The sequence below is a fragment of the Priestia sp. J2 genome (genome assembly GCF_020790095.1).
GTDB classification, from domain to species: Bacteria; Bacillota; Bacilli; order Bacillales; family Bacillaceae_H; genus Priestia; species Priestia zanthoxyli.
Genome location: NZ_CP086208.1, coordinates 4,991,543 through 5,012,353 on the forward strand (window position 1 = coordinate 4,991,543; position 20,811 = coordinate 5,012,353).

The following is a 20,811-nucleotide window of genomic DNA, read 5'->3' on the forward strand; positions in this document are numbered from 1 at the left end:
TTATCAAAAAATAAAATGAAAACCCATACATAGGGGAAGGGGAAAAACTATGAAGAAGTTCTTTTCATTTGATTTTTGGCAGAAGTTTGGTAAGGCTTTATTAGTAGTAGTAGCGGTTATGCCCGCAGCTGGTATCATGATTTCACTTGGAAAACTAGTTGCAATGACTGGGGGAGACATCACTGCTGTACAAACAATTGCACGAGTGATGGAAGATATAGGATGGGGTATCATTACAAATCTTCACATCTTGTTCGCTGTTGCCATCGGGGGATCTTGGGCAAAGGAACGTGCTGGCGGTGCATTTGCTGCACTCATTGCATTCATTCTTATTAATCGAATTACAGGAGCCATTTTTGGAGTTAAAGCAGAAATGCTCTCAGATTCAAAAGCAACGGTGCAATCACTGTTTGGACAAGAATTAGTTGTAAAAGACTACTTCACATCTATTTTAGGATCTCCCGCTCTTAACATGGGAGTATTCGTAGGAATTATCGCTGGTTTCTTAGGCGCAAATTTATTCAACAAATATTACAATTATGATAAATTGCCTGAAGCTCTTTCGTTTTTTAACGGCAAGCGCTTCGTACCGTTTGTAGTCATCGGTGGTTCAGTTGTAACGGCACTGCTTTTATCCATTGTGTGGCCGTTCATCCAAGGTTCGCTAAACAGCTTCGGACAGTGGATTGCAACATCTAGAGATACAGCTCCTATTCTGGCACCATTTATTTTCGGAGCATTAGAGCGTCTCCTTCTTCCGTTTGGTCTTCATCATATGCTGACAGTTCCTATGAACTATACGGAGCTAGGCGGTGCGTACAAAATTTTAACGGGTTCTGGAGCAGGTTCCACTGTTGCCGGTCAAGATCCTTTGTGGCTTGCTTGGATTGCAGACTTAAATAACTTCCGTGCTGCAGGAGATATGGACAGCTACAAGCAGCTCTTACATGACGTTACACCTGCACGATTTAAAGTAGGACAGATGATTTTATCTTGTGCGTCATTAATTGGAATTGCTTTAGCAATGTATCGCAACGTAGATCCTGACAAACGTTCGAAATATCGTTCAATGTTCTTTTCAGCTGGACTAGCTGTTTTCTTAACAGGCGTAACAGAGCCGATTGAATTTATGTTCATGTTCGCGGCGCCTCTTCTATACGTCGTATACGCCATTATGACAGGACTGGCTTTTGCCATTGTTGATATTGTTCATGTTCGCGTACACTCATTTGGCGTAATTGAACTATTAACACGTACACCAATGATTATCAAAGCCGGACTATGGGCTGACTTAATGAACTTTGTCATCGCCTGCCTTGTATTTTTTGGCTTAAATTTTGGAGTGGCAAACTTCTTAATTAAACGTTTTAACTTCCCAACACCGGGACGTAACGGAAACTATATCGATGAAGAAACAACTGCAACAAGCAGCAAGCAGGTGAAAAATGATTCGCTTGCCCCAGTCATTATTGGACTGCTTGGCGGAGAAAACAATATTGAAGACGTGGATGCTTGTATGACTCGCTTACGTGTAACGGTAAAAGATATACATGCCGTTGCAGGAGAAAGTGAATGGAAACAAAACGGAGCCCTTGGTTTAATCTTGAAAGATAAAGGGGTACAAGCTATTTATGGACCTAAAGCGGATGTTTTGAAATCCGACATTCAAGATTTGTTAGGAGCTTAACATAATGAAGCTATTAACGTTAAATTGCCACTCTTGGCAAGAGGAAAATCAGCTAGACAAGTTATCTTGTCTAGCTGAAGTAATTAAAAAAGAAAAATATGATGTCATTGCTTTACAGGAAGTAAGCCAAAAAATAGACGCGCCTTATGTATATGACTACATTCGCAGCGATAATTACGCTTGGCTTTTAGCAAAAGAACTGGGTAAGCAAGGTGAAGACTATCAATTGGTATGGGATTTATCTCATATAGGCTATGAAGTGTATGAAGAAGGAATTGCCATTTTAACGAAACACCCGATTATTGAAGAGCATTCATTTTTTGTTTCACAAACGTCAAATATTGACTATTGGAAAACGAGAAGAATTGTTGGAGCAACAATCGAATATGAAAAAGAACTCCTCACTTTTTATTCTTGTCATCTTGGCTGGTGGGATGACGAGGAAGAGCCATTCAAGCAGCAAGTTGATACGCTGCTAGCTCATGTACACAAAGATAACCCATTTTTCTTACTTGGAGACTTCAATAACGACGCTCATAGACGACATGAAGGTTACGACTACCTGTTGAGCCAAGGCCTCTATGATACGTATACTCTATCGAACAAAAAAGATAGCGGTATTACAGTTCAAGGGAACATCGCTGGATGGGATGATAATGAACGGGCGCTTCGCCTTGATCTCATTCTATCGAGTCATGCGCAGGATATTCAATCATCGACTGTAGTTTTTAACGGCATACATTATCCCGTTGTTTCTGACCATTTTGGGGTAAGCGTTGAAGTGAAATAAGTGACATAAAGCGAACGAATAGCGTTCGCTTTTTTCTTGTGATTATGATTATGTAAAAATCATCTTCTTTACTGCTTTATCTATCGTTTTAGAAGTGTCCGATAAACTTTCGCATTTTAAAAAGTAGGTGTGCTATAATATTGTGATGTTGACGATATGCAACCCATTTTTGCATGTTTATCAATGAAATCGCTCAACTTAATAGTAAGATGATACATGTAAGCTCTATTTAAATGAACACCCGTTGTCATTATCATAAACTAATAAAGAAAAATAGGTGTGAAACAATCATGAAAATTTTGTTGATTTCAAATATGTATCCTTCTGAACAATTCCCGAGCTATGGTGTATTTGTTCAAAACACTGAAAAAATTTTAGTTCAATATGGTATTCAAGTTGATAAAATTGTCATGCAAAAAAAGACAAGCAAATTAAGCAAGCTTTTTAGCTATGCTTCTCATTATGCTAATGTCATTGTGACGGGCTTAACAAAAAACTACGACTATCTTTACGTACATTATGCATCTCATAATGCTCTTCCGCTGCTGATTCTCAAAAAGCTAAAGAAGAATGTGAAGATTGTGACAAACGTGCATGGTTCAGATGTTGTACCTGAAGTAGCTTCACAGGAAAAATATCAGCCTAGAGTAAATGACTTATTGCACCATTCCACTAAAATTATTACTCCTTCTCCCTACTATAAAGGGCTCGTTGAAGAGAAATATAAGGTTCATAATCCAATCTATATTTTTCCAAGCGGAGGAGTGAATAAAGATCTGTTTCATCCTTATGCAGATAAAAGCAAAGCTTATCAAGAACTAAACTTGGACCCTACTATCCGTTATATTGGATGTGTAAGCCGCATTGATGTGGGTAAAGGATGGGAATACTACCTTCAAGCAATTGCAAAAGCTGAACAACAAACGCCCACTTCTTACAAATACTTATACGTTGGAAGCGGAAAAGACGAAGCTGCATTTAAGGAAATGATCAAGACTCTGGGCCTAGAGGGAAAAGTCATCCATTTTCCTCTGCTTCCTCAGTCGTCTCTTGCTTACGTATATAATGCGATTGAAGCATTCGTGTTTCCGACCGTAAGAAAAGGAGAAAGTTTGGGCTTAGTCGGCCTCGAAGCTATGGCTTGCGGAGCACCCGTGATTGGGAGTCAGATTGGTGGTCTAAAAGATTACATTATAGACGGAAAGAATGGTCTATTCTTTGAGCCTAAAAATGTAGATGAACTAGCTTCACAGCTACAGGCTTTTATTAATCTTCCTGAAGATGTGAAACAGCAAATGTCTCAACAGGCGTTACAAACAGCAAACCGCTACACAGTAGATGTAATTGCTGAACAACTCCCAACAATTTTTTTTGATGAGGTGGAAAAATGAAAGTCGCAGTTTTAATTCCTTGTTATAACGAGGAAGTAACAATTGGAAAAGTAATTGACGATTTCAAACGCGAACTGCCTAGTGCAGATATTTATGTATACGACAACAATTCAAAAGATCGTACAAGTGAAATTGCACTTGAACACGGCGCAATCGTCAAAAAAGAATTTAAGCAAGGAAAAGGAAACGTTGTACGTTCAATGTTTCAAGAAATTGATGCAGATTGTTATGTCATGGTAGATGGGGATGATACGTATCCTGCAGAATTTGTTCATCAATTAATTGAGCCTATTAGAAATCGAGAAGCTAACATGGTCATTGGAGATCGTTTATCAAACGGAACGTATCTCGAAGAAAACAAACGTGCTTTCCATAATTTTGGTAACAACTTAGTACGTTCTTTAATTAACGGCCTGTACAAAAGTAACATTAAAGATATCATGACAGGTTATCGTGCGTACGATAAATTATTTGTAAAATCAATTCCTGTGATGAGCCCAGGATTTGAGATTGAAACAGAAATGAGTCTTCACGCGTTAGATAAACGATTCCGCCTAAAAGAAATCGCGATCGATTATCGCGATCGACCTGAAGGCAGCGAATCGAAACTTAATACGTTCTCTGATGGATTTAAAGTGTTACGAATGATTTTTACGTTATTTAAAGAGTACAAGCCGCTTCAGTTCTTCTCCATTTGGACAGTGTTGTTTATTGTCGCAGGATTAGCTGTTGGTGCTCCGGTACTTTATGAATTTTTTGATACAGGCTTTATTACCAAAGTACCTTCATCTATCTTAGCAACTGGATTGATGGTGTTAGGTGTTTTATCTTTCGTCTGTGGATTAATTCTAGATACAATCGCTTCATTAAATCGCAAGCAATATGAATTAGAACTAAATAAAAAAATTGAACAGATTGAACAAGTAGGAGAATAACAATGATGAAGAATAAAAAAAGTATTTTACTGCTTACAGTAACAGCTTTAATTATTCTTATCGGTTTAAGTATTGGTAATCCAGACGGTGTTCACTATCTTTCCCTTTTTGCTGCACTTGTATTTACCATCATAAGCTCTATTTTTATTTATAAAAATAGAGCTTATGCTTCATTTAAACCGCTAGAATGGCTATTGCTGATTGTTTTTTCGTTTATCGTACAGTTTTCACTTTTAGATAACTTACATATGACGAGCTCAACTATTTTTTCACTCGTTTTGTATGCCATCAGCCGTACTTTATTGGCAATGCTGCTGACGGCCGCTGTACTCAGCGCTATCAAACAGATAAACGATTTTCACTATATATTTGCACACCCAAAGCGTTATCTAGGAATTGTTACGATTCTTATTTTAGCTGTTAGTCTATATTACTGGTTCGCCTTTTTCCCAGCGGCCATGACTCCTGATTCATTAGCACAGTGGAGACAGGCACATAACGGAGAATTTAACGATTGGCACCCTATTATGATTACGTGGCTCATTATGCTGCTGACAAAAATATGGGATAACCCAGGAATTGTAGCGTTCACGCAAATTGTTGTTGTAGTGAGCATATACGCCTATACATTTGACTTTTTCATTAAACGCAAAGCACATCCTGTTATGATTGGACTTTTAACAGCTATTATTGTCATTATTCCAAGCTTCTTAATCTTTTCAATTATTATTTGGAAAGACATTTTATACAGTGCTTTTCTGCTGTTTTTTACGGTTAACATTGCAAAAATTTATCTGTCAAAAGGTGCTTGGGTTAAAAGTAAAGCGAGCTTTTTCTTACTTTTACTTTCCGCATTTGGAGTAGCTTTCTTTAGACATAATGGTTTTCCTGTATTTGTTTTGACTTTCCTTTTAATGATTGTCTTATTCAGAAAAAATTGGAAACCTCTTGTCACGATTTTCTTAGTCGTCTTTATTTTACAAAAGATTGTTACAGGCCCTGTGTTCACGTGGCTTGATGTAAAACCTTCAGATCCAAATGAAGCTTTGTCTATTCCAACTCAACAAATTGCAAACATCATTTCAAATGATGGAGAGATGTCAAAAGAAGAGCGCGAATATTTTAATAAAGTGCTTCCTATTGAATTGTGGAAAGAAAAGTATAATCCATACAAAAGTGATCCAATTAAATTCACGTGGAAATACTATGACCGCGAATTTATTTTTAATGATTTAGGCCTTTACTTTAAGAACTATGCTAGCATTGTCATCAAAAATCCTTATCTAGCAACGGAAGGCTTTCTCAAACAAACGGCTTTAGTATGGCAAATCAACCCTTTTAAAGATGGCTACACGGATACGTACGTAACCAACATTTATTACGGCAATGATTTAGGTCTTAAAAATAAAGTAATCGAGCCGTTTATTACACATACTGCTAATGCTTACTTAGCTATTTTTAAGCACCCTGTTTTTACATTCTTATGGAAACCAGCTTTTTATCACTGTGTCATTTTATTATTTTCATTAATGCTAGTGATTCGAAGAGGAATTACGTCACTCATTATCGTCATTCCGTGGGCTCTTAACACGCTTTCTGTTCTTGCAGCATTGCCGGCTCAAGATTTCCGATATTTATTAGCAAGCGTATTTGTGTCTTTCTTCTTTATTGGTCTTCCTTTTATCCGATTTGATCAGAAAGAAAAGGATGTGACCTCCTGATGGAGAGCAATTACAACAAAAAGCTAGGAATCACACTCATTATTGTGGCTTCCCTGTTTACAGCTGTTGGACAACTTTTTTGGAAGTTGTCCGAAGCTTCATTTAACTTAAATTTAATTATTGGTTTTTTTCTTTATGGATTAGGAGCGGTGTTTATGATTGCCGCTTTTAAATTTGAAAGAGTTTCCTTGCTTCATCCATTTTTAAGCCTAGGATATGTCATCAGCATTGCTCTTGGTTTCTTTCTATTAAATGAAACCATTAGCCCTATGAAGCTGGTCGGTACTCTTATTATTATCGTAGGTGTAATTTTAGTAGGTGGCCAAGATGAATAGTATCCCACTTTTAATTATTATGACCCTTTTAGGTTCAGTTGGAGCTGTCTTTTTCAAGTATATTTCTACGTATTTAAACGAAAAAAAGATAAAACTAGCGCTTATTTGCTTTGTAGGTGGCGGCCTTTTTTACGGGGCGGCAGCTCTGCTTAATGTGTATGTTTTAACACTGTTACCTTATTCTATTGTATTTCCGCTTACGTCTATTACGTATATTTGGACATTAACATTCGGTTACTTTTTAATTAAAGAAAAAGTTACAACAAAACAAGTTATCGGCTGTATTCTTCTAATTGTCGGATGCTTCTTTATTGCTAATAGTTGATGAGATAACTTGAAAAGGTAGGAGTTTCGCATGAAAAACTTAAAATTCGCGAGCATTTTACTGCTCATATCAACATTATTTTTGAAATTTTCTAGTATGATTCGTGATTTAGTTATTGCTAATTATTTCGGTACAAGTTATATCGTCGATTCATACAACGCAGCAATGATTATTCCAAACGCTTTTATCTTATTTATGTTAACGGGGATGAAGGATGCGTTTATTCCTAGTTATTTACGTTATGAAAAAGAAAATAAAGGAAAGGTTCATTTAACTAATATTGTTAAATCAACCTTTCTTATTTGTTTCATTATTTCGGTTCTCGGATCAATTGCCGCTTTCTTTTACTTTCCCGCTTCGTATTCTAATTTTTCCAAAGCAGCAATTGAACTAGGCATTTATACGGGCGTTATGTACTTCTTATCTCTTTCATTAGTTGGAGTGAATGCCGTATACGAAGGTGTATTTGATGCACGAAGTCAATATTCTTTCTCCGTGTTTTCTCAAACCGTTGTTGTATTATTTACGATTTTAAGTACAATCCTATTACATTCAATTATGGGCGGCTATGCAATTGCTCTTGGCTACTTTGTAGGAACGATTGCTTCTTTCTTAATTAAAGTTGTCTATTTTAAACCGCAGCATCTGCTGTTATGGAAGCAAAAAATTGACCGTGATGAAGTGGTGGCTTTTTATAAAGTATTCATCCCTGTTGGTGTGACCATTATGGTCGGTCAAATTAATTTAACTGTAAACTTCTTCTTTGCTGGCTCCTTTGGTGAAGGTGTTATTTCATACTTAAATTATGCTTTCAGACTTGTAAGTATTCCCCAGGCAATATTCGGGGTTACGGTCGCAACCATTATTTACCCGCTGATTGCAAGAGCCATTTCTGAAAAAGATGAAGAGCGCTTTAAATCAGGAATTGAAAAAGGGATTACGTTTATGCTGATGCTGCTGATTCCGACGATTGTTATTATGATCTTTTATATGAAAGACATTGTAATGATTGCTTATCAGCGCGGTGCATTTGACGCACAATCAACGCTAAAAACAACGGATGTATCTTATTATTACCTAGGTTCGGTATTTTTCTATTCCCTGCAAGCTGTTCTTGCAAAAGGATTTTATTCTCTTCAAAAAGGTTATCTTATTATGAGAGCAGGCTTATTATCCATTGTGTTAAATATCATCTTTAACATGATTTTCACTAAATTTATGGGATACCAAGGATTAGCACTTTCCATGTCAGTAGTTGCCTTTTTCTATACGGCTATCGTATTCGTTATGCTGGCAAAACAAATCAATCACTTCCATTACGGATATCTAGTGAAAGAAACAGGAAAAATTCTTTTAGCTTCCGTACCTGTTGCGATCGTCATGTTCTTCTTAAAGGACATCGCATTTTTGAATTCATTACATGTTATCTTACGATTTGGTATTGTCTGTATTGCAGGTGGTTTAGTATACTTAATGTCGACGCTATTATGCAGAGTAGAAGGTGTTATGCTTTTAGTTAAAAGAAAACGTTAATTCACGTAAAACAGGAGAGTACTATATGAAGAACACATACTGGTTATTTTTTCTGTTCGTTGGTTTTATTTCAATTCAGCCGATTATTGATATGCTAACGACGTACATGGTTTTGAACATGGATAGTGGTCTCTCAATTGGGGTTGTTATTCGCTTTCTATATATGATTTTTGCAGGTGTCCTACTTTTAGTGTTTGCCAAACAATCAAAATGGGCTAGATATTCGATTATCTACCTTATTGTTTTTGCACTCTTTCTTGGACTCAACATCTACTTAAATCATCAATGGAAAGATCCTTATTATATTGGGCAAGAAATTAAATTTTTCAATAAAGTTGTTTATATGAACGTTACGCTGCTTGGAATGATTGTGATGTTTTCACATTATCGATCATCTGTGGATGTAAAAAGAATACTGAGCAAAAACTTATTAACTGCTTCACTCATCATCAGTATTGTTTTTATCGGTACAATGCTAACGGGTACAGCACTAGAGAGTTATCAGTATAATAAAATTGGGTTTAAAGGCTGGTTTTATGCAGCGAATGAGCTAGGCGCAACCATTGCTATTTTGCTTCCTCTCACACTGCTTTTAGCTTTAGATAAAGTACGTTCGTTTTCAAAAGCTTATTACTGGATTCCTTTTATCTTGTTAGCCGTTTCGTCCATCATGCTTGGAACGAAAGTAGGCTTAGGTGCCGTTATTCTTTCTTTAGTTGTAGCAACAGTTGTCTTATTTGCTAAATTATTTACGAATAAACGCAGCTTAATTAAAGCCAACTTAGTAATCTCAATTCTGCTTTTAATTGTAACCGGAGCAACTACTCCGATTTCTCCAGCTTATAAAAACACATATACGCACATCGATATGTTAGAGGCTAAAAAAGAGAAAACAAAGCAAGAAAAGCCGGAAAAGAAAGAAAAAGAAAAGCCGGCTAAAAAGAAAAAACAAAAGGAATCAAATTTAGATGATAAAGATATTCAAAATCTGATTCTAAGCAGCCGTGAGCAATTCTTAGCTCATCATAAGGAAGAGTATGCAAAAGCACCTATTGCACGAAAAATGATAGGTATGGGCTTTTCTGGTGACTATACAAAACAGCTTCCGCCAAAGATGATTGAAATGGATTTTTATGATTTGTTTTTCTCTTTAGGTATCATCGGATTTTTACTATGGGTTCTTCCACTTCTAGTAGTTGGTTTAACCGTATTGGTTCGATTATTTAAAGAGCCATCACAGCTTCTTGATGAAAGCTTTATGATGTATAGTACAGCAATTGTATTAGCTCTTGGAATTGCTTTTGTAGCTGGGCATGTCTTTACAGCACCAGCCGTTACCATCTATTTTGCAGCAGCTGCTGCTTATCTGTTCGTCATTCATTTTAAACAAAGACAAGCATAAAAAAAACAGGTCATTAAAGGCCTGTTTTTTTATCTTTTTAATGGCTGAAGGCTTAACACCGTGTCACCCGCATTAACGTTTATTTCTTGATCATGAGCAAAAAAACTCAATGCCTTTCCTTGCTTGCTCACTGCTAGTAAAAGAGAATCATCGCTTTTCTCCTCAAGATATGTTTCATACGTATATTCATCCGTAATTTTTGTATTGTAAATCGTATAGCCGTGCTCCATTTTATGATGCAGAAACTCCCACGTAATTCCTTTCTTAAAGAGCATACGTCCTCTTACTGTGTGCATAATTTCATCGACATCTTCTCTTGAATCTTCTTGGTCACGAATGCTCAATTGAAAAACATTGTTCCGCCCCATATCTTGAAGAAAAGCAGTACAAACAAGCGCATTATATGCATCTAACTCAGTTGCAGCAATCACATATTCATAAGGAGTTAAGTCTAGATGATATTCCGTTTGCTCAGCTAGTACTTCTCCGTGATAAACATTTACCTCCGCTCTGCGCGCAACTCTTAACCGCTCCCACGAAGAATCAGCAACTAATACTGGATAGCCCAGCTGTTTTAACTTCGTTGCAAAGGCAACCGTAAAATCATTGCTTCCCACAAGCAAAATACCAGGTTCTTCGCCAATCGATAAATCCAGCTTTTTAGCTAGCCATGAAAGGGAAAAACCGTGTGCACAAACCGTAGCAAACACTAAAGCAAATGTCAGCGTTGTTAAGATCGAAGCATCTTTAAATCCTTCATCAATTAGTACTTTCGCAAAGTAGCTTGAGACCGTTAACGCCACAATTCCGCGCGGGGCAATCCAGCCAATCAGTATTTTTTCTTTTATAGATAAATCTGTGCCTACCGTTGATAAAAAGATGGAGACAGGTCTGACAATAAACAGCATAAGTAAAACAAACAAAATAATATTCCAATGAAAAATTTCAGTAATGGTCTTCATCGTCAGTCCAGCCGTTAACATGATAAAAATAGTAGAAGTTAATAGAACCGAAATATTCTCTTTAAAGTGTCGCATATCACTAATAGACGAAATATGCATATTAGCAAGGGTAATCCCCATCGCTGTTACTGCTAGAAGACCTGTTTCATGCTTAATTTCATCAGCTACTGTAAAGCAGGCAATAACGACAATAAATACGACCGGAGATTTTAAATACTCTGGAATATGCCCCTTTTGAAACATCCATCCTATTCCGCGGCCAAGAATCCATCCTATTAAAACGGCAATAATAGAGGCTACGAAGAAAAAGAGAATTGTTTTTCCACTCACTTCTCTCAGCACTAAAAATTGAACAATTTCAAACGAAAAAACGGCCAACAGTGCACCAAATGGATCGACAATAATACCTTCCCATTTTAAAATCGCTGCTGGTTTTGGTTTTAATTTAGCTTGTCGTAAAAGAGGTAAAATTACGGTTGGACCCGTCACAATAAAAAGCCCTCCGATAACAATTGCCACCGCCCAGGATAAATCCGCTATATAATGAGCAGCTAAAGAGCCTAACATCCAAGCTAGCATGGCTCCCAGTGTCACAATGCGAAACACGGGCTTTTCGATTCCTCTTACCTCTCTCATGTCTAAGTTCAAGCTGCCTTCAAATAAAATAACAGCTACAGCAATCGATACAAAAGGATCAAAAAGCTGAGCAAACTGTGCTTTAGGATCAATTAAACCTAAAATAGGGCCTGTTAGCAGTCCGATAATCGACATCACGACAATTGCTGGTAGCTTAAATCTCCAAGCCAGCCACTGAGATAGAACTCCTAGTCCCACTACAAGTGTGATATGTACAAGCATAGGTTCCATTGTATCTTCCTTCTCTCGTTCGCATAATGTGTATATATTTTCCCTAAAATAAACCGATGTTATACAGGAAGAAACAAACACTACCTTGTTTTACCACTTTTTCAAAAATGCTAAACGCCTCTCCCCTCTTTGAATCCAAGCTATTTTCCTTCGTTCGACACATATCTTACTCATGTTTGTCGAATTTCACTTTAGTATAAAATAGTAAAAAGCCTTTAGCTGCTGCTAAAGGCTTTTTACCGGATGATCCAATTCATATAGCTTTTGATAGTGACTGTTCGTAGCAAGTAATTCCTCATGCGTTCCGCGAATGGCTATCTTTCCATCTTGTAGGAATAAGATTTCATCCATCTTTTCCATCCCAACTAAATTATGTGTAACCCAAATTAAAGTTTTGTCGTGAAGAGTTTCAAAGATAGTGGATAACAAACTCTTTTCAGTCACGGTATCCAACCCTGCAGTTGGCTCATCCAGCATAACAATTGGCGTACGCTGAAGTAGAACACGTGCTAACGCAATCCGCTGACGTTCTCCTCCTGAAAAGCGCTGACCTGTTTCGAGCATGGACGTTTGATATCCTTGATGCAAACCTTCCACAAGGGAGTGCATATTGACTTGCTTCATTGCCTCAATTACCTCTTCTTTTGTAGCCTTTTCATTAGCTAGTAATAAATTGTTTGCTACGCTTGTATTAAATAAATAAGGATTTTGATTTAATACAGAGATGAGTTTTGGTACATCTTCACGAACTTCAGCAACAGACTGACCGTTTAGTTGAACTGTACCTTCTGTAGGCAATAAGGAGCCTTGCAGCAGCTTTAACAGAGTCGACTTTCCAGCTCCGCTCTTGCCAAGAATCGCAATTTTTTTCCCTTGCTCGACTTGAAATGAAAGATCATGAATGACTGACTCTTCCTCATTGCTATAGCGAAAGCTTACATGCTCGACTTTTAAGCTAACCGAGTCCCATGAACCTTTGTAAGGTAGGGAAAGAGTATGTTTTTTCTTTTCATTCACAGATTCCCAGTTATTTTCCATTTCCTGCACTCTATTTAATGACTCTTCAAATTGAGGAATTTTTTCTACTGCATTAGATACCGGCAGCAGTGCTTCAGATAAAGGAAATACTACTAAAATAAAAGCAGCAATAAAAACACCTGCAAGCTCTTTGTCTGCAAAAAGAGAAGCCCCAAACCAAATCATTGTGACAATTAAACCTGCTACAATAAATTGGCCAATCAATTCTCGGTAATACGTCCATAGTTTAAGCTTACGATCCATGCGGTCTAGCTCATCTTCTGTTTTGTTATACGAATGAAAAAATGACTGCTGCTGACCGCTTAACACCCAATCAGCAACTCCTAAAAACCCGTCTGTGACCTTAGCATATAACTGTGCTTTGCTTGATTTATATCGCTGATTGGCCGCTTTCATATGCCAAAGGGAAAAAAGCGGCATCACTACTACTAACAAAAATAAATAGATGGCAATCAAACATGCAAACTTTAGGCTAAAGAATCCTAAAGCTACAATCGAAATAACGTATAAAATAACAGCTGAGATTGTTGGAAGAATGGTACGCAAGAACAAGTCTTGTAAACTTTCAATATCTTCAGCGAGAACCGCTAAAACATCTCCCGTTCGATAGCGGGATGTAGCAACTAACGGTTCAATCAAATGATAAAGACGTGTACGCATTTTAGCTAAAATGCGAAGAATAAAATCGTGACTAACAAGACGCTCCGCATAACGAAAGGCTGCTCGACTTAAACCAAATGTACGCACAAGCACAATGGGAACGTACACCAGTAAGATTGTTTCTGGCCGTAAGGAAGAAGCTGAAATCAAGTAACCTGATGTGAACATTAGCGCACAAGCAGAACCAATCGTTAACAAGCTTAGTAATAAGATAGAAAAGATACGATATTTATACGTTTTAAAGTAGGGCCATATCCAACTTTTATATTTCATCATATCTCCTCCTCTTCATGTAAAAATTGATAGTAAGCTCCTTTTTTTCGAATCAGTTCTTGATGATTGCCGACTTCTGCAACCTTTCCGTTCTCTATTACAACAATGAGGTCCATATCTTTCATCCAATGCAGACGGTGCGTAGCTAAAATAAATAACTTGTCTTGAAACATCGTTAAGATATCTTGCTTTAATTCATATTCCGTTTCAATATCTACTTGCGCCGTTGGTTCATCAAGCATAATAATAGGGCGATCGCTCAGAAACGCCCTAGCTAGGGCAATCCTTTGAGCTTGGCCGCCGCTAAGCTGCCGTCCTCCATCTCCTATCACTTCATTTTCCTTCTTAGGCATCTGTTGAATCGTAGATAAAAGTCCTGCTTTCGTTAAAGCATCTTCATAATCATAAGAACCGCCTCTATCCTGATAAAATTCAATATTTTCTTTCACTGTTCCATTAAAAATAAATGGGTGCTGAGGGATATACGTAATCTGCTTTTGCCAAGCATCTGAGCGTAAATCAACCGGCACGCCGTTTACTTCAGCAGACCCTTCTGTAAATTGTACAAAGCCGCTCAGTATATCAATAAGCGTCGATTTTCCAGCTCCGCTTTTTCCTATAATCCCAATTTTTTTACTTCCTTTAACATGAAGTGACACATCTTCAAGAGAAGGCGGCTGCTCTTCGTCATATTTTACGGTGATATGACGCAATTGAATTTCACTGTTTTCCGTCCAATCAGGAACATCTTCTTCTTTAGCCGACGGTTTTTCAGCCTGCTTTACAATCTTAATTAATGCATCTCCGGATTCTTTTCCGTCTAATGTTGCATGATAATCGTTTCCGACTTCCCGTATCGGCAGGAAGTATTCAGGCGCCAGCAATAAAATCATAAGTGCAGGCTCTAACGTCATCGAACCGTTCACTAGCCGCAAACCGAGCATAACAGCCACGATGGCTACAGATAACATCGTAAAGAAATCTAAAGCAAACGTAGATAAAAAAGCAATTCGGAGCGTTCCCATTGTCGCTTTTCGATAGCGGTCACTGACTCTTCCAATCGTTTCAGCATGCTCCTTACTTTTCCCGAGAAATGTTAACGTTTCTAATCCTCGAAGCGAATCTACAAAGTGATTGGACAGCACATGATACGTCTCCCATTGGCTATCTATTTTTTTCTGGGCAGCCAGTCCAAGTAAAATCATAAATAAAATTAAAATTGGCATAGTTACAAGCAAAATAATGCCTGAAAGCCGATCTTGATACCAAACGAAAGCGAGCACTAGCCAAGGTGTAACGCTGATGGCGGCCAGTTTAGGCAAAAACAGCTCAAGATAAGCGCGAAGCTTCTGTAGGCCTGTGGTGATGAGCGTCACCAAGTTTCCTGTCCCTTCATTTTTGGTAAAGCGCGGTCCGAGTGCAAAAATGCTTTTCATGACCGTCAAACGAAGTTCCTGAGTCGTTTTGACTCCAAATTGATATGCTGTTTTTTTCACTATAAAACTTACGATCTGACGAACCATAAAGGCAGACAAAAACAATCCGATTGCTTTTGTCTGCGAAGTTAAACTTTCACCATGAAAAAGAGCAGTAATTACTTCGGCAAGCCACTTAGCTTGAAAAATAATGGCTACACTTTGAATAGTAATAAGCCCTATTAACACGGCAAGAACCATTTTTATTCCGTTGTAAACCATTAAATTTCTACCCATTAGTACTCCATATGCTCCTTATGATCTACACGTTTTCTAAAAACGTAGTAGCTCCAAATTTGATAACCTAACACAAAAGGCAGTAACGCAATAGCAGCGTAAGACATAATTTTCAAGGAATAATTCCCTGATGCTGCATTATGAATCGTTAAACTATAGCTTTCATTGACTGAACTAACCAAAACGGTTGGAAACAATCCTGCAAATATAGAGGAAATTGATAAAATTAAAATTAAGCCAGACATAGCAAAGGCCCATCCGTCTTTTTTCCGTGTAAGGAAAAATCCTGCTAGTAAATACACGAAAATACCGATAAAAAATGTGTATAGCATCAAGCGGCTATGATTGCTGAATAAATTTGTTTCAAAAAACGTCATGCCTGAAAAAATAAGAAGCAGCAAGGCATTAACAGGCAAAAGCTTCATGGCAACTTTTCGTGAACGATCTCTAATGTCATCCATCGTACGGATCGTCGCAAAAATAAGTCCGTGCCATAAGCAAAGCATCGTTAGCGTCACGCCGCCCGTTATGGTATATAGATTCACAATATCCGAAAAGCCGGCATTCATTTGCATGTTGCGCTCAACAGGCAATCCTTTCATTAGTGCTGAAAATAAGATGCCGAAAATGAGCGGTGGAAAAAGACTTCCAAAGAAGATAACCCAATCCCACGCATTTTTCCACGCTTGTTTTTCAACTTTTCCTCGAAATTCAAATGCTACACCGCGTCCGATAAGCGAAAGCAACAGAAGAACAAAAAGAACATATGACCCGCTTAATAGCGTTGCATACCAGTTTGGAAAAGCGGCAAACATAGCACCGATTGCTGAAATTAACCAAACTTCATTTGCATCCCAAAAAGGACCGATTGTATTAATAAAAGCTCGTCGCTCTAAGTCGTTTCTTCCTAAAAAGCGAGACACCATTCCAATCCCAAAATCAAAGCCTTCTAAAAAGATAAAACCAACAAACAGAATGGATACTAGCAAATACCAGAATTCATTAAGAGAAAACATTGTATCCCTCCTTTGTAAACGGATCAGTTGATGTTACTTTTGTATGTGCTTCGTGATCGTGATCTGGACCTTTTTTAATTTCTTTAACGAACAAGAACACCATAATCACAGCTAAAATTAAGTAAAAGAACGAAAACGAGATAATAGAAAATAGCAATTCACCTGCTGTTACACCAGGAGACACGGCATCTTCGGTTTTCATATAGCCAAATACAACCCAAGGCTGACGGCCAATCTCTGTCATAATCCAACCTGCTGAGCTTCCAAGGAACGGAAAGGCGATGGCAATCGTCATAATACGTAAAAATAGTTTGCTTTCTTGAAGTTTTTTACGAGAAAGCAAGTACGTACCCCAAATGCCTAATGCACATAATACGCCACCTAGACCAGCCATAATGCGGAAACTCCAAAACGTTGTTCGAACGGGTGGAATATAATTTCCTTCTCCATATTTCGCCGTATACTGCTGCTGCAGCTCATTCATTCCAGGAACGGAGCCTGAAAACTTACCGTATGATAAGAAGCTTAATAAGTAAGGTATTTTGATTTCACTCGTATTTTTCTTTTCATCAGGGTGAATATTTGCTGTTACTGTCCAAGCACCTGGACTTCCGCTGTTTTCCCATAATCCTTCACTTGCGGCCATTTTCATCGGCTGTGTTTTAACTAAATATCCGGCCTGTTCATGCCCAGATAGTGCAATTCCTACACCTGAAACTAGCCCTACAAGGATAGCAACTTGAAATGATTTTTTAGCAAAAGCCACATGTTTTTTCTTCAAGAGCATAACAGCGCTGACACCCGTGATAAAAAAGGCGCCTGTTGCAAACGAACCTAAAATTGTATGAGGGAATTCGACCCACAGCTGACCGTTCGTTAACAATTTAAAGAAGTCATTCATTTCTAAACGGCCATTATTTAGCTCCATTCCGACCGGATGCTGCATAAAAGAATTAGCCGTTAAAATAAAGAACGCTGAAAAGATAGTACCTAGACTAACAAGCCAAATACATAGACAGTGCAGCCATTTAGGCAAACGATCCCACCCGAAAATCCACAGCCCGAGGAACGTGGACTCCATAAAAAACGCGAGCAGTGCTTCAATAGCAAGCGGCGCACCAAATACATCTCCTACAAATCTTGAGTACTCTGACCAGTTCATGCCAAACTGAAATTCTTGTAAAATACCTGTTACGACTCCGACAGCAAAGTTAATCAGGAATAAGTGCCCCCAAAACTTTGCCATCTTTTTATACTGTTCATCTTTTTTTACTACGTACATCGTTTCCATGATCGCTACTAAAAAGACAAGGCCGATAGACAGCGGTACAAAGATAAAATGAAACAGCGTCGTTGATGCAAATTGAATACGTGATAGTATGACTGTACCCATCTTCTTTCTCCTTTCATATATAAGAACATTCATCATTTCCATAGATACTTTGCTCATTTCTGAGCATCTTTTACTTATATTGTGAAACATTGAGCATAACAATTCGAGAAATATGCTCAACATTTCACAAACATATGTAATGTCTCTCTTTCTATTTACATAGTATAGTCTATTTTTTTAGCTGTGCACGTACATTTTTTGAACGTTTTTAGACTAAAACGTGACTTTCTTGTGACAAAAAAGGGCAGGATCTCTTTATTTTTTCATAAAAAAAGCACGCTCTGATTTGAGCTTGCTTCTCTACGGTCGATATTTTGCTTTCGCATTTAATTTAGATTGACGAATGATTTGGTTAATGACTTCAGAAAATACAATACCAATGGCAATTGAACCTGAAATCATAAAGGCTTTTGCTGCAAGACTAATCGCTTCATTATAATTATTTTCTACAAAGTTACGCATGGCATCGTATGCTGTTCCCCCTGGAACGAGCGGAATAATACCTGCTACGGTGAAAATAATGATCGGCGTACGATAAATTTTTGCGTAAATTTGACTAATAATAGCAATAAAAAAGGCCGATGCTACAGTGCTTGGAATTTCATCTACACCATAGAACGTTAGCAAATAGTAAATGAGCCAGCCAATCATTCCGACAAAGCCACTTTTTAATAATGATTCACGTGGAACATTAAAAATAATCCCAAACGCTGCTGAAGCAATAAAACTTGTAATTATCTGCTCTACGATATGCATATGATGCCTCCCTTCTATAGAAGCGTAAATACAATGGCAATACCTGCACCAATAGCAAATGCCGTCAGAAACGCTTCTGCTCCTTTTGATAATCCAGACAGTAAATGTCCCGCCATTAAATCTCGCACTGCATTGGTAATCGATAACCCAGGAACGAGAGGCATAACGGATCCAATAATAATTTTATCAATTTGCGTTCCTAGTCCTGAAGCGACTAAAAGAGCTGATAAAAGTCCAATAACTAACGAAGCGGTAAACTCAGCAAAAAAGCGAATCGGAATAAGACGGTGGAAATACACCACGGTTAAAAATCCGAGACCTCCTGAAAACATCGCTGGAATAAAGTCCGTCCATAAACCTTGAAACATGATTAAAAAGCATCCGCTAGAAATGGATGCAGCTGCAAGTTGAACCCATAGTGGAAAAGCTACGTTCGTTGCTTCAATTTCTTGTAGCATTTCATACGCTTCCTCCAAGGAGATGTTTCCTTGACTGATGGTTCTTGAGACGCTATTTACCATAGTTACTTTTTTTAAATCGGTCGTTCGTTCGGAAATACGAATTAACTTCGTTTTCGTCGGTTCTTTCGTTTCAAGTGAAAACATAATCCCTGTTGGCGTCACATAGCTGTGGGATTTTTTTATACCGTAAGACGCTGCAATCCGCATCATTGTGTCTTCTACTCGATACGTTTCTGCTCCGCTTTCTAACATAATTTTACCTGCTAGTAAGCTAACGTCCATAATTTCATATTTATCTAATTTTTGCTGTGTCATCAAATCGCTCCAAACATATTAAAGCTTGGTTTTTTCCCCTACAGCATACAGTGTATAAGAAAGAGGGAAGTGGACGCAATGGTTAATGCAAAAAAGTGTGGACTTTTTGTCTCACACTTTCAGGAATAGTATATACATTCCTTATCAATTCATACGTTTTGTGGTCTCACGCTCTATTAATACAGGTGCCATTTTATACTGTACCTGATCTATTTCTTGCTGATCCTGAATTTGCTGAAGTAAGAGGTTTACTGCTTTTTCAGCCATTTTTTCCATCGGTTGACGGATAGTTGTTAGCGGAGGCTGCGCTTCACTAGCTTCTGTAATATCATCAAACCCTATAACAGACAAATCCCCTGGAACGTGAAGCCCGTTTTGCCACGCACAGTGTATCACTTTCAGAGCAATATCATCCGTAGCACAAATAAGCGCAGTTGGGGGCTCTGGATGATGAGCTAGCTCATTTATAAACTGATATAGTTCATCTGAGTTATTCATATTTTCTTTCACAAACTTTGCGTTTGCTGACGGTACATATTGATAAAAAAGAGACAGACGGTGCTCCACTCCGCTTACAGCTTTTCCAACGAACCCGATATTATTATGGCCAAGGTCCGTTAAGTGAGCAACAGCTAATTGCATTCCCACCGCATCATCTACATGTACAATTGGCCAAAGTGCAGAAGAGCCGTCTCCTGTAAGAGAAACGTAAGGCGTTTGATATTGTTTTAATACGTCTACAAACGGATGATGAGCCGCTACGTAATCTAATAGAATGACCCCATCAAACCAATGATTCATCATCACATTTAATTGACGCTCAGCCGTTGCTTCTTGGTAATCCGTATGTCCAATAAGAACGTCCATCCCTCGACTTTGGACTTGCTGCTGTACCTTTTTTAACAGTTCAATTAAAAACGGGTCTTTTAAATCTCTAATTAATATCCCGATAATCCCTGTTTTTTGGGCACGCAGAGCTGCCGCAAATGGATTCGTCTGATACCCTAAATGAGCTGCTGCTTTTAGTACTTTTTGTTTTGTTTTTTCACTGATTTTAATTTTACCGTCTTTATTATTGAAAATTCTTGATACCGTAGCTAATGAAACACCCGCTTCTTTTGCTACTTCTGTAATCGTGACTTTTTTTCTCCCCATTCGTACCGACTCCTATTTCCTTTTAGTCTATCGACCAAGTAAACATTTTTCTTTATTATACTACTAGAAGTCGGAACCACCCAA

17 protein-coding genes are annotated in these 20,811 nt (G+C 37.9%); 9 read left to right on the forward strand and 8 right to left on the reverse strand.

Annotated features, from left to right (window positions below):
• Positions 1-49: 49 nt before the first annotated feature.
• The 9 genes from LJY09_RS25880 (at position 50) to LJY09_RS25920 (ending at position 10,119) form a co-directional block, all read left to right on the forward strand.
• A complete protein-coding gene (locus LJY09_RS25880) occupies positions 50-1,687 on the forward strand; it encodes a PTS transporter subunit IIBC (protein WP_228307463.1) in 1,638 nt (545 codons plus the stop codon).
• Between the two features lie 4 nt (positions 1,688-1,691).
• On the forward strand, positions 1,692-2,477 hold the full coding sequence (locus LJY09_RS25885; RefSeq protein WP_028411950.1) for an endonuclease/exonuclease/phosphatase family protein: 786 nt from the start codon (positions 1,692-1,694) through the stop codon (positions 2,475-2,477).
• Between the two features lie 290 nt (positions 2,478-2,767).
• Positions 2,768-3,868, forward strand: coding sequence for a glycosyltransferase family 4 protein (locus LJY09_RS25890; protein WP_098112260.1), 1,101 nt, complete (start codon positions 2,768-2,770; stop codon positions 3,866-3,868).
• A complete protein-coding gene (locus tag LJY09_RS25895) occupies positions 3,865-4,803 on the forward strand; it encodes a glycosyltransferase family 2 protein (RefSeq protein ID WP_013059871.1) in 939 nt (312 codons plus the stop codon). Before LJY09_RS25890 ends, LJY09_RS25895 begins: the two co-directional genes overlap by 4 nt.
• 2 nt (positions 4,804-4,805) lie before the next feature.
• Positions 4,806-6,524, forward strand: a complete 1,719-nt coding sequence (locus LJY09_RS25900) for a DUF6020 family protein (RefSeq protein ID WP_098112261.1) — start codon at positions 4,806-4,808, stop codon at positions 6,522-6,524.
• Complete coding sequence (locus LJY09_RS25905) at positions 6,524-6,859, forward strand: EamA family transporter (protein ID WP_013059873.1); 336 nt, start codon at positions 6,524-6,526, stop codon at positions 6,857-6,859. Before LJY09_RS25900 ends, LJY09_RS25905 begins: the two co-directional genes overlap by 1 nt.
• Positions 6,852-7,184, forward strand: coding sequence for an EamA family transporter (locus tag LJY09_RS25910; RefSeq protein WP_014457712.1), 333 nt, complete (start codon positions 6,852-6,854; stop codon positions 7,182-7,184). The genes LJY09_RS25905 and LJY09_RS25910 overlap by 8 nt, the downstream gene beginning before the upstream one ends.
• Before the next feature lie 30 nt (positions 7,185-7,214).
• Positions 7,215-8,717, forward strand: a complete 1,503-nt coding sequence (gene murJ, locus LJY09_RS25915; protein ID WP_028411946.1) for a murein biosynthesis integral membrane protein MurJ — start codon at positions 7,215-7,217, stop codon at positions 8,715-8,717.
• A 25-nt stretch (positions 8,718-8,742) separates the two neighbouring features.
• The gene (locus LJY09_RS25920) at positions 8,743-10,119 is read left to right on the forward strand and encodes an O-antigen ligase family protein (protein WP_028411945.1); all 1,377 of its coding nucleotides are present in this window, start codon (positions 8,743-8,745) and stop codon (positions 10,117-10,119) included.
• 29 nt (positions 10,120-10,148) lie between these two features.
• Here LJY09_RS25920 and LJY09_RS25925 read toward each other — a convergent pair whose 3' ends face one another.
• From LJY09_RS25925 to LJY09_RS25960, 8 genes are all read right to left on the reverse strand, one after another.
• Positions 10,149-11,948 (reverse strand): cation:proton antiporter, encoded by a 1,800-nt coding sequence (locus tag LJY09_RS25925; RefSeq protein WP_155010606.1) that lies wholly within the window; start codon positions 11,946-11,948, stop codon positions 10,149-10,151.
• A 225-nt stretch (positions 11,949-12,173) separates the two neighbouring features.
• Positions 12,174-13,919 (reverse strand): thiol reductant ABC exporter subunit CydC, encoded by a 1,746-nt coding sequence (cydC, locus tag LJY09_RS25930; RefSeq protein ID WP_228307464.1) that lies wholly within the window; start codon positions 13,917-13,919, stop codon positions 12,174-12,176.
• Positions 13,919-15,631 (reverse strand): thiol reductant ABC exporter subunit CydD, encoded by a 1,713-nt coding sequence (cydD, locus tag LJY09_RS25935; protein WP_033580376.1) that lies wholly within the window; start codon positions 15,629-15,631, stop codon positions 13,919-13,921. The genes cydC and cydD overlap by 1 nt, the downstream gene beginning before the upstream one ends.
• The gene (gene cydB, locus LJY09_RS25940) at positions 15,631-16,647 is read right to left on the reverse strand and encodes a cytochrome d ubiquinol oxidase subunit II (protein WP_028411941.1); all 1,017 of its coding nucleotides are present in this window, start codon (positions 16,645-16,647) and stop codon (positions 15,631-15,633) included. The genes cydD and cydB overlap by 1 nt, the downstream gene beginning before the upstream one ends.
• Positions 16,634-18,040, reverse strand: coding sequence for a cytochrome ubiquinol oxidase subunit I (locus LJY09_RS25945; protein WP_155010608.1), 1,407 nt, complete (start codon positions 18,038-18,040; stop codon positions 16,634-16,636). Before LJY09_RS25945 ends, cydB begins: the two co-directional genes overlap by 14 nt.
• Before the next feature lie 300 nt (positions 18,041-18,340).
• Complete coding sequence (locus LJY09_RS25950) at positions 18,341-18,796, reverse strand: threonine/serine exporter family protein (protein ID WP_013059882.1); 456 nt, start codon at positions 18,794-18,796, stop codon at positions 18,341-18,343.
• A gap of 14 nt (positions 18,797-18,810) precedes the next feature.
• Positions 18,811-19,572: a threonine/serine exporter family protein gene (locus LJY09_RS25955; protein WP_013085528.1), complete on the reverse strand. Its 762-nt coding sequence runs from the start codon at positions 19,570-19,572 to the stop codon at positions 18,811-18,813.
• A 144-nt stretch (positions 19,573-19,716) separates the two neighbouring features.
• The gene (locus LJY09_RS25960; protein ID WP_154974070.1) at positions 19,717-20,727 is read right to left on the reverse strand and encodes a LacI family DNA-binding transcriptional regulator; all 1,011 of its coding nucleotides are present in this window, start codon (positions 20,725-20,727) and stop codon (positions 19,717-19,719) included.
• Positions 20,728-20,811: the final 84 nt, after the last annotated feature.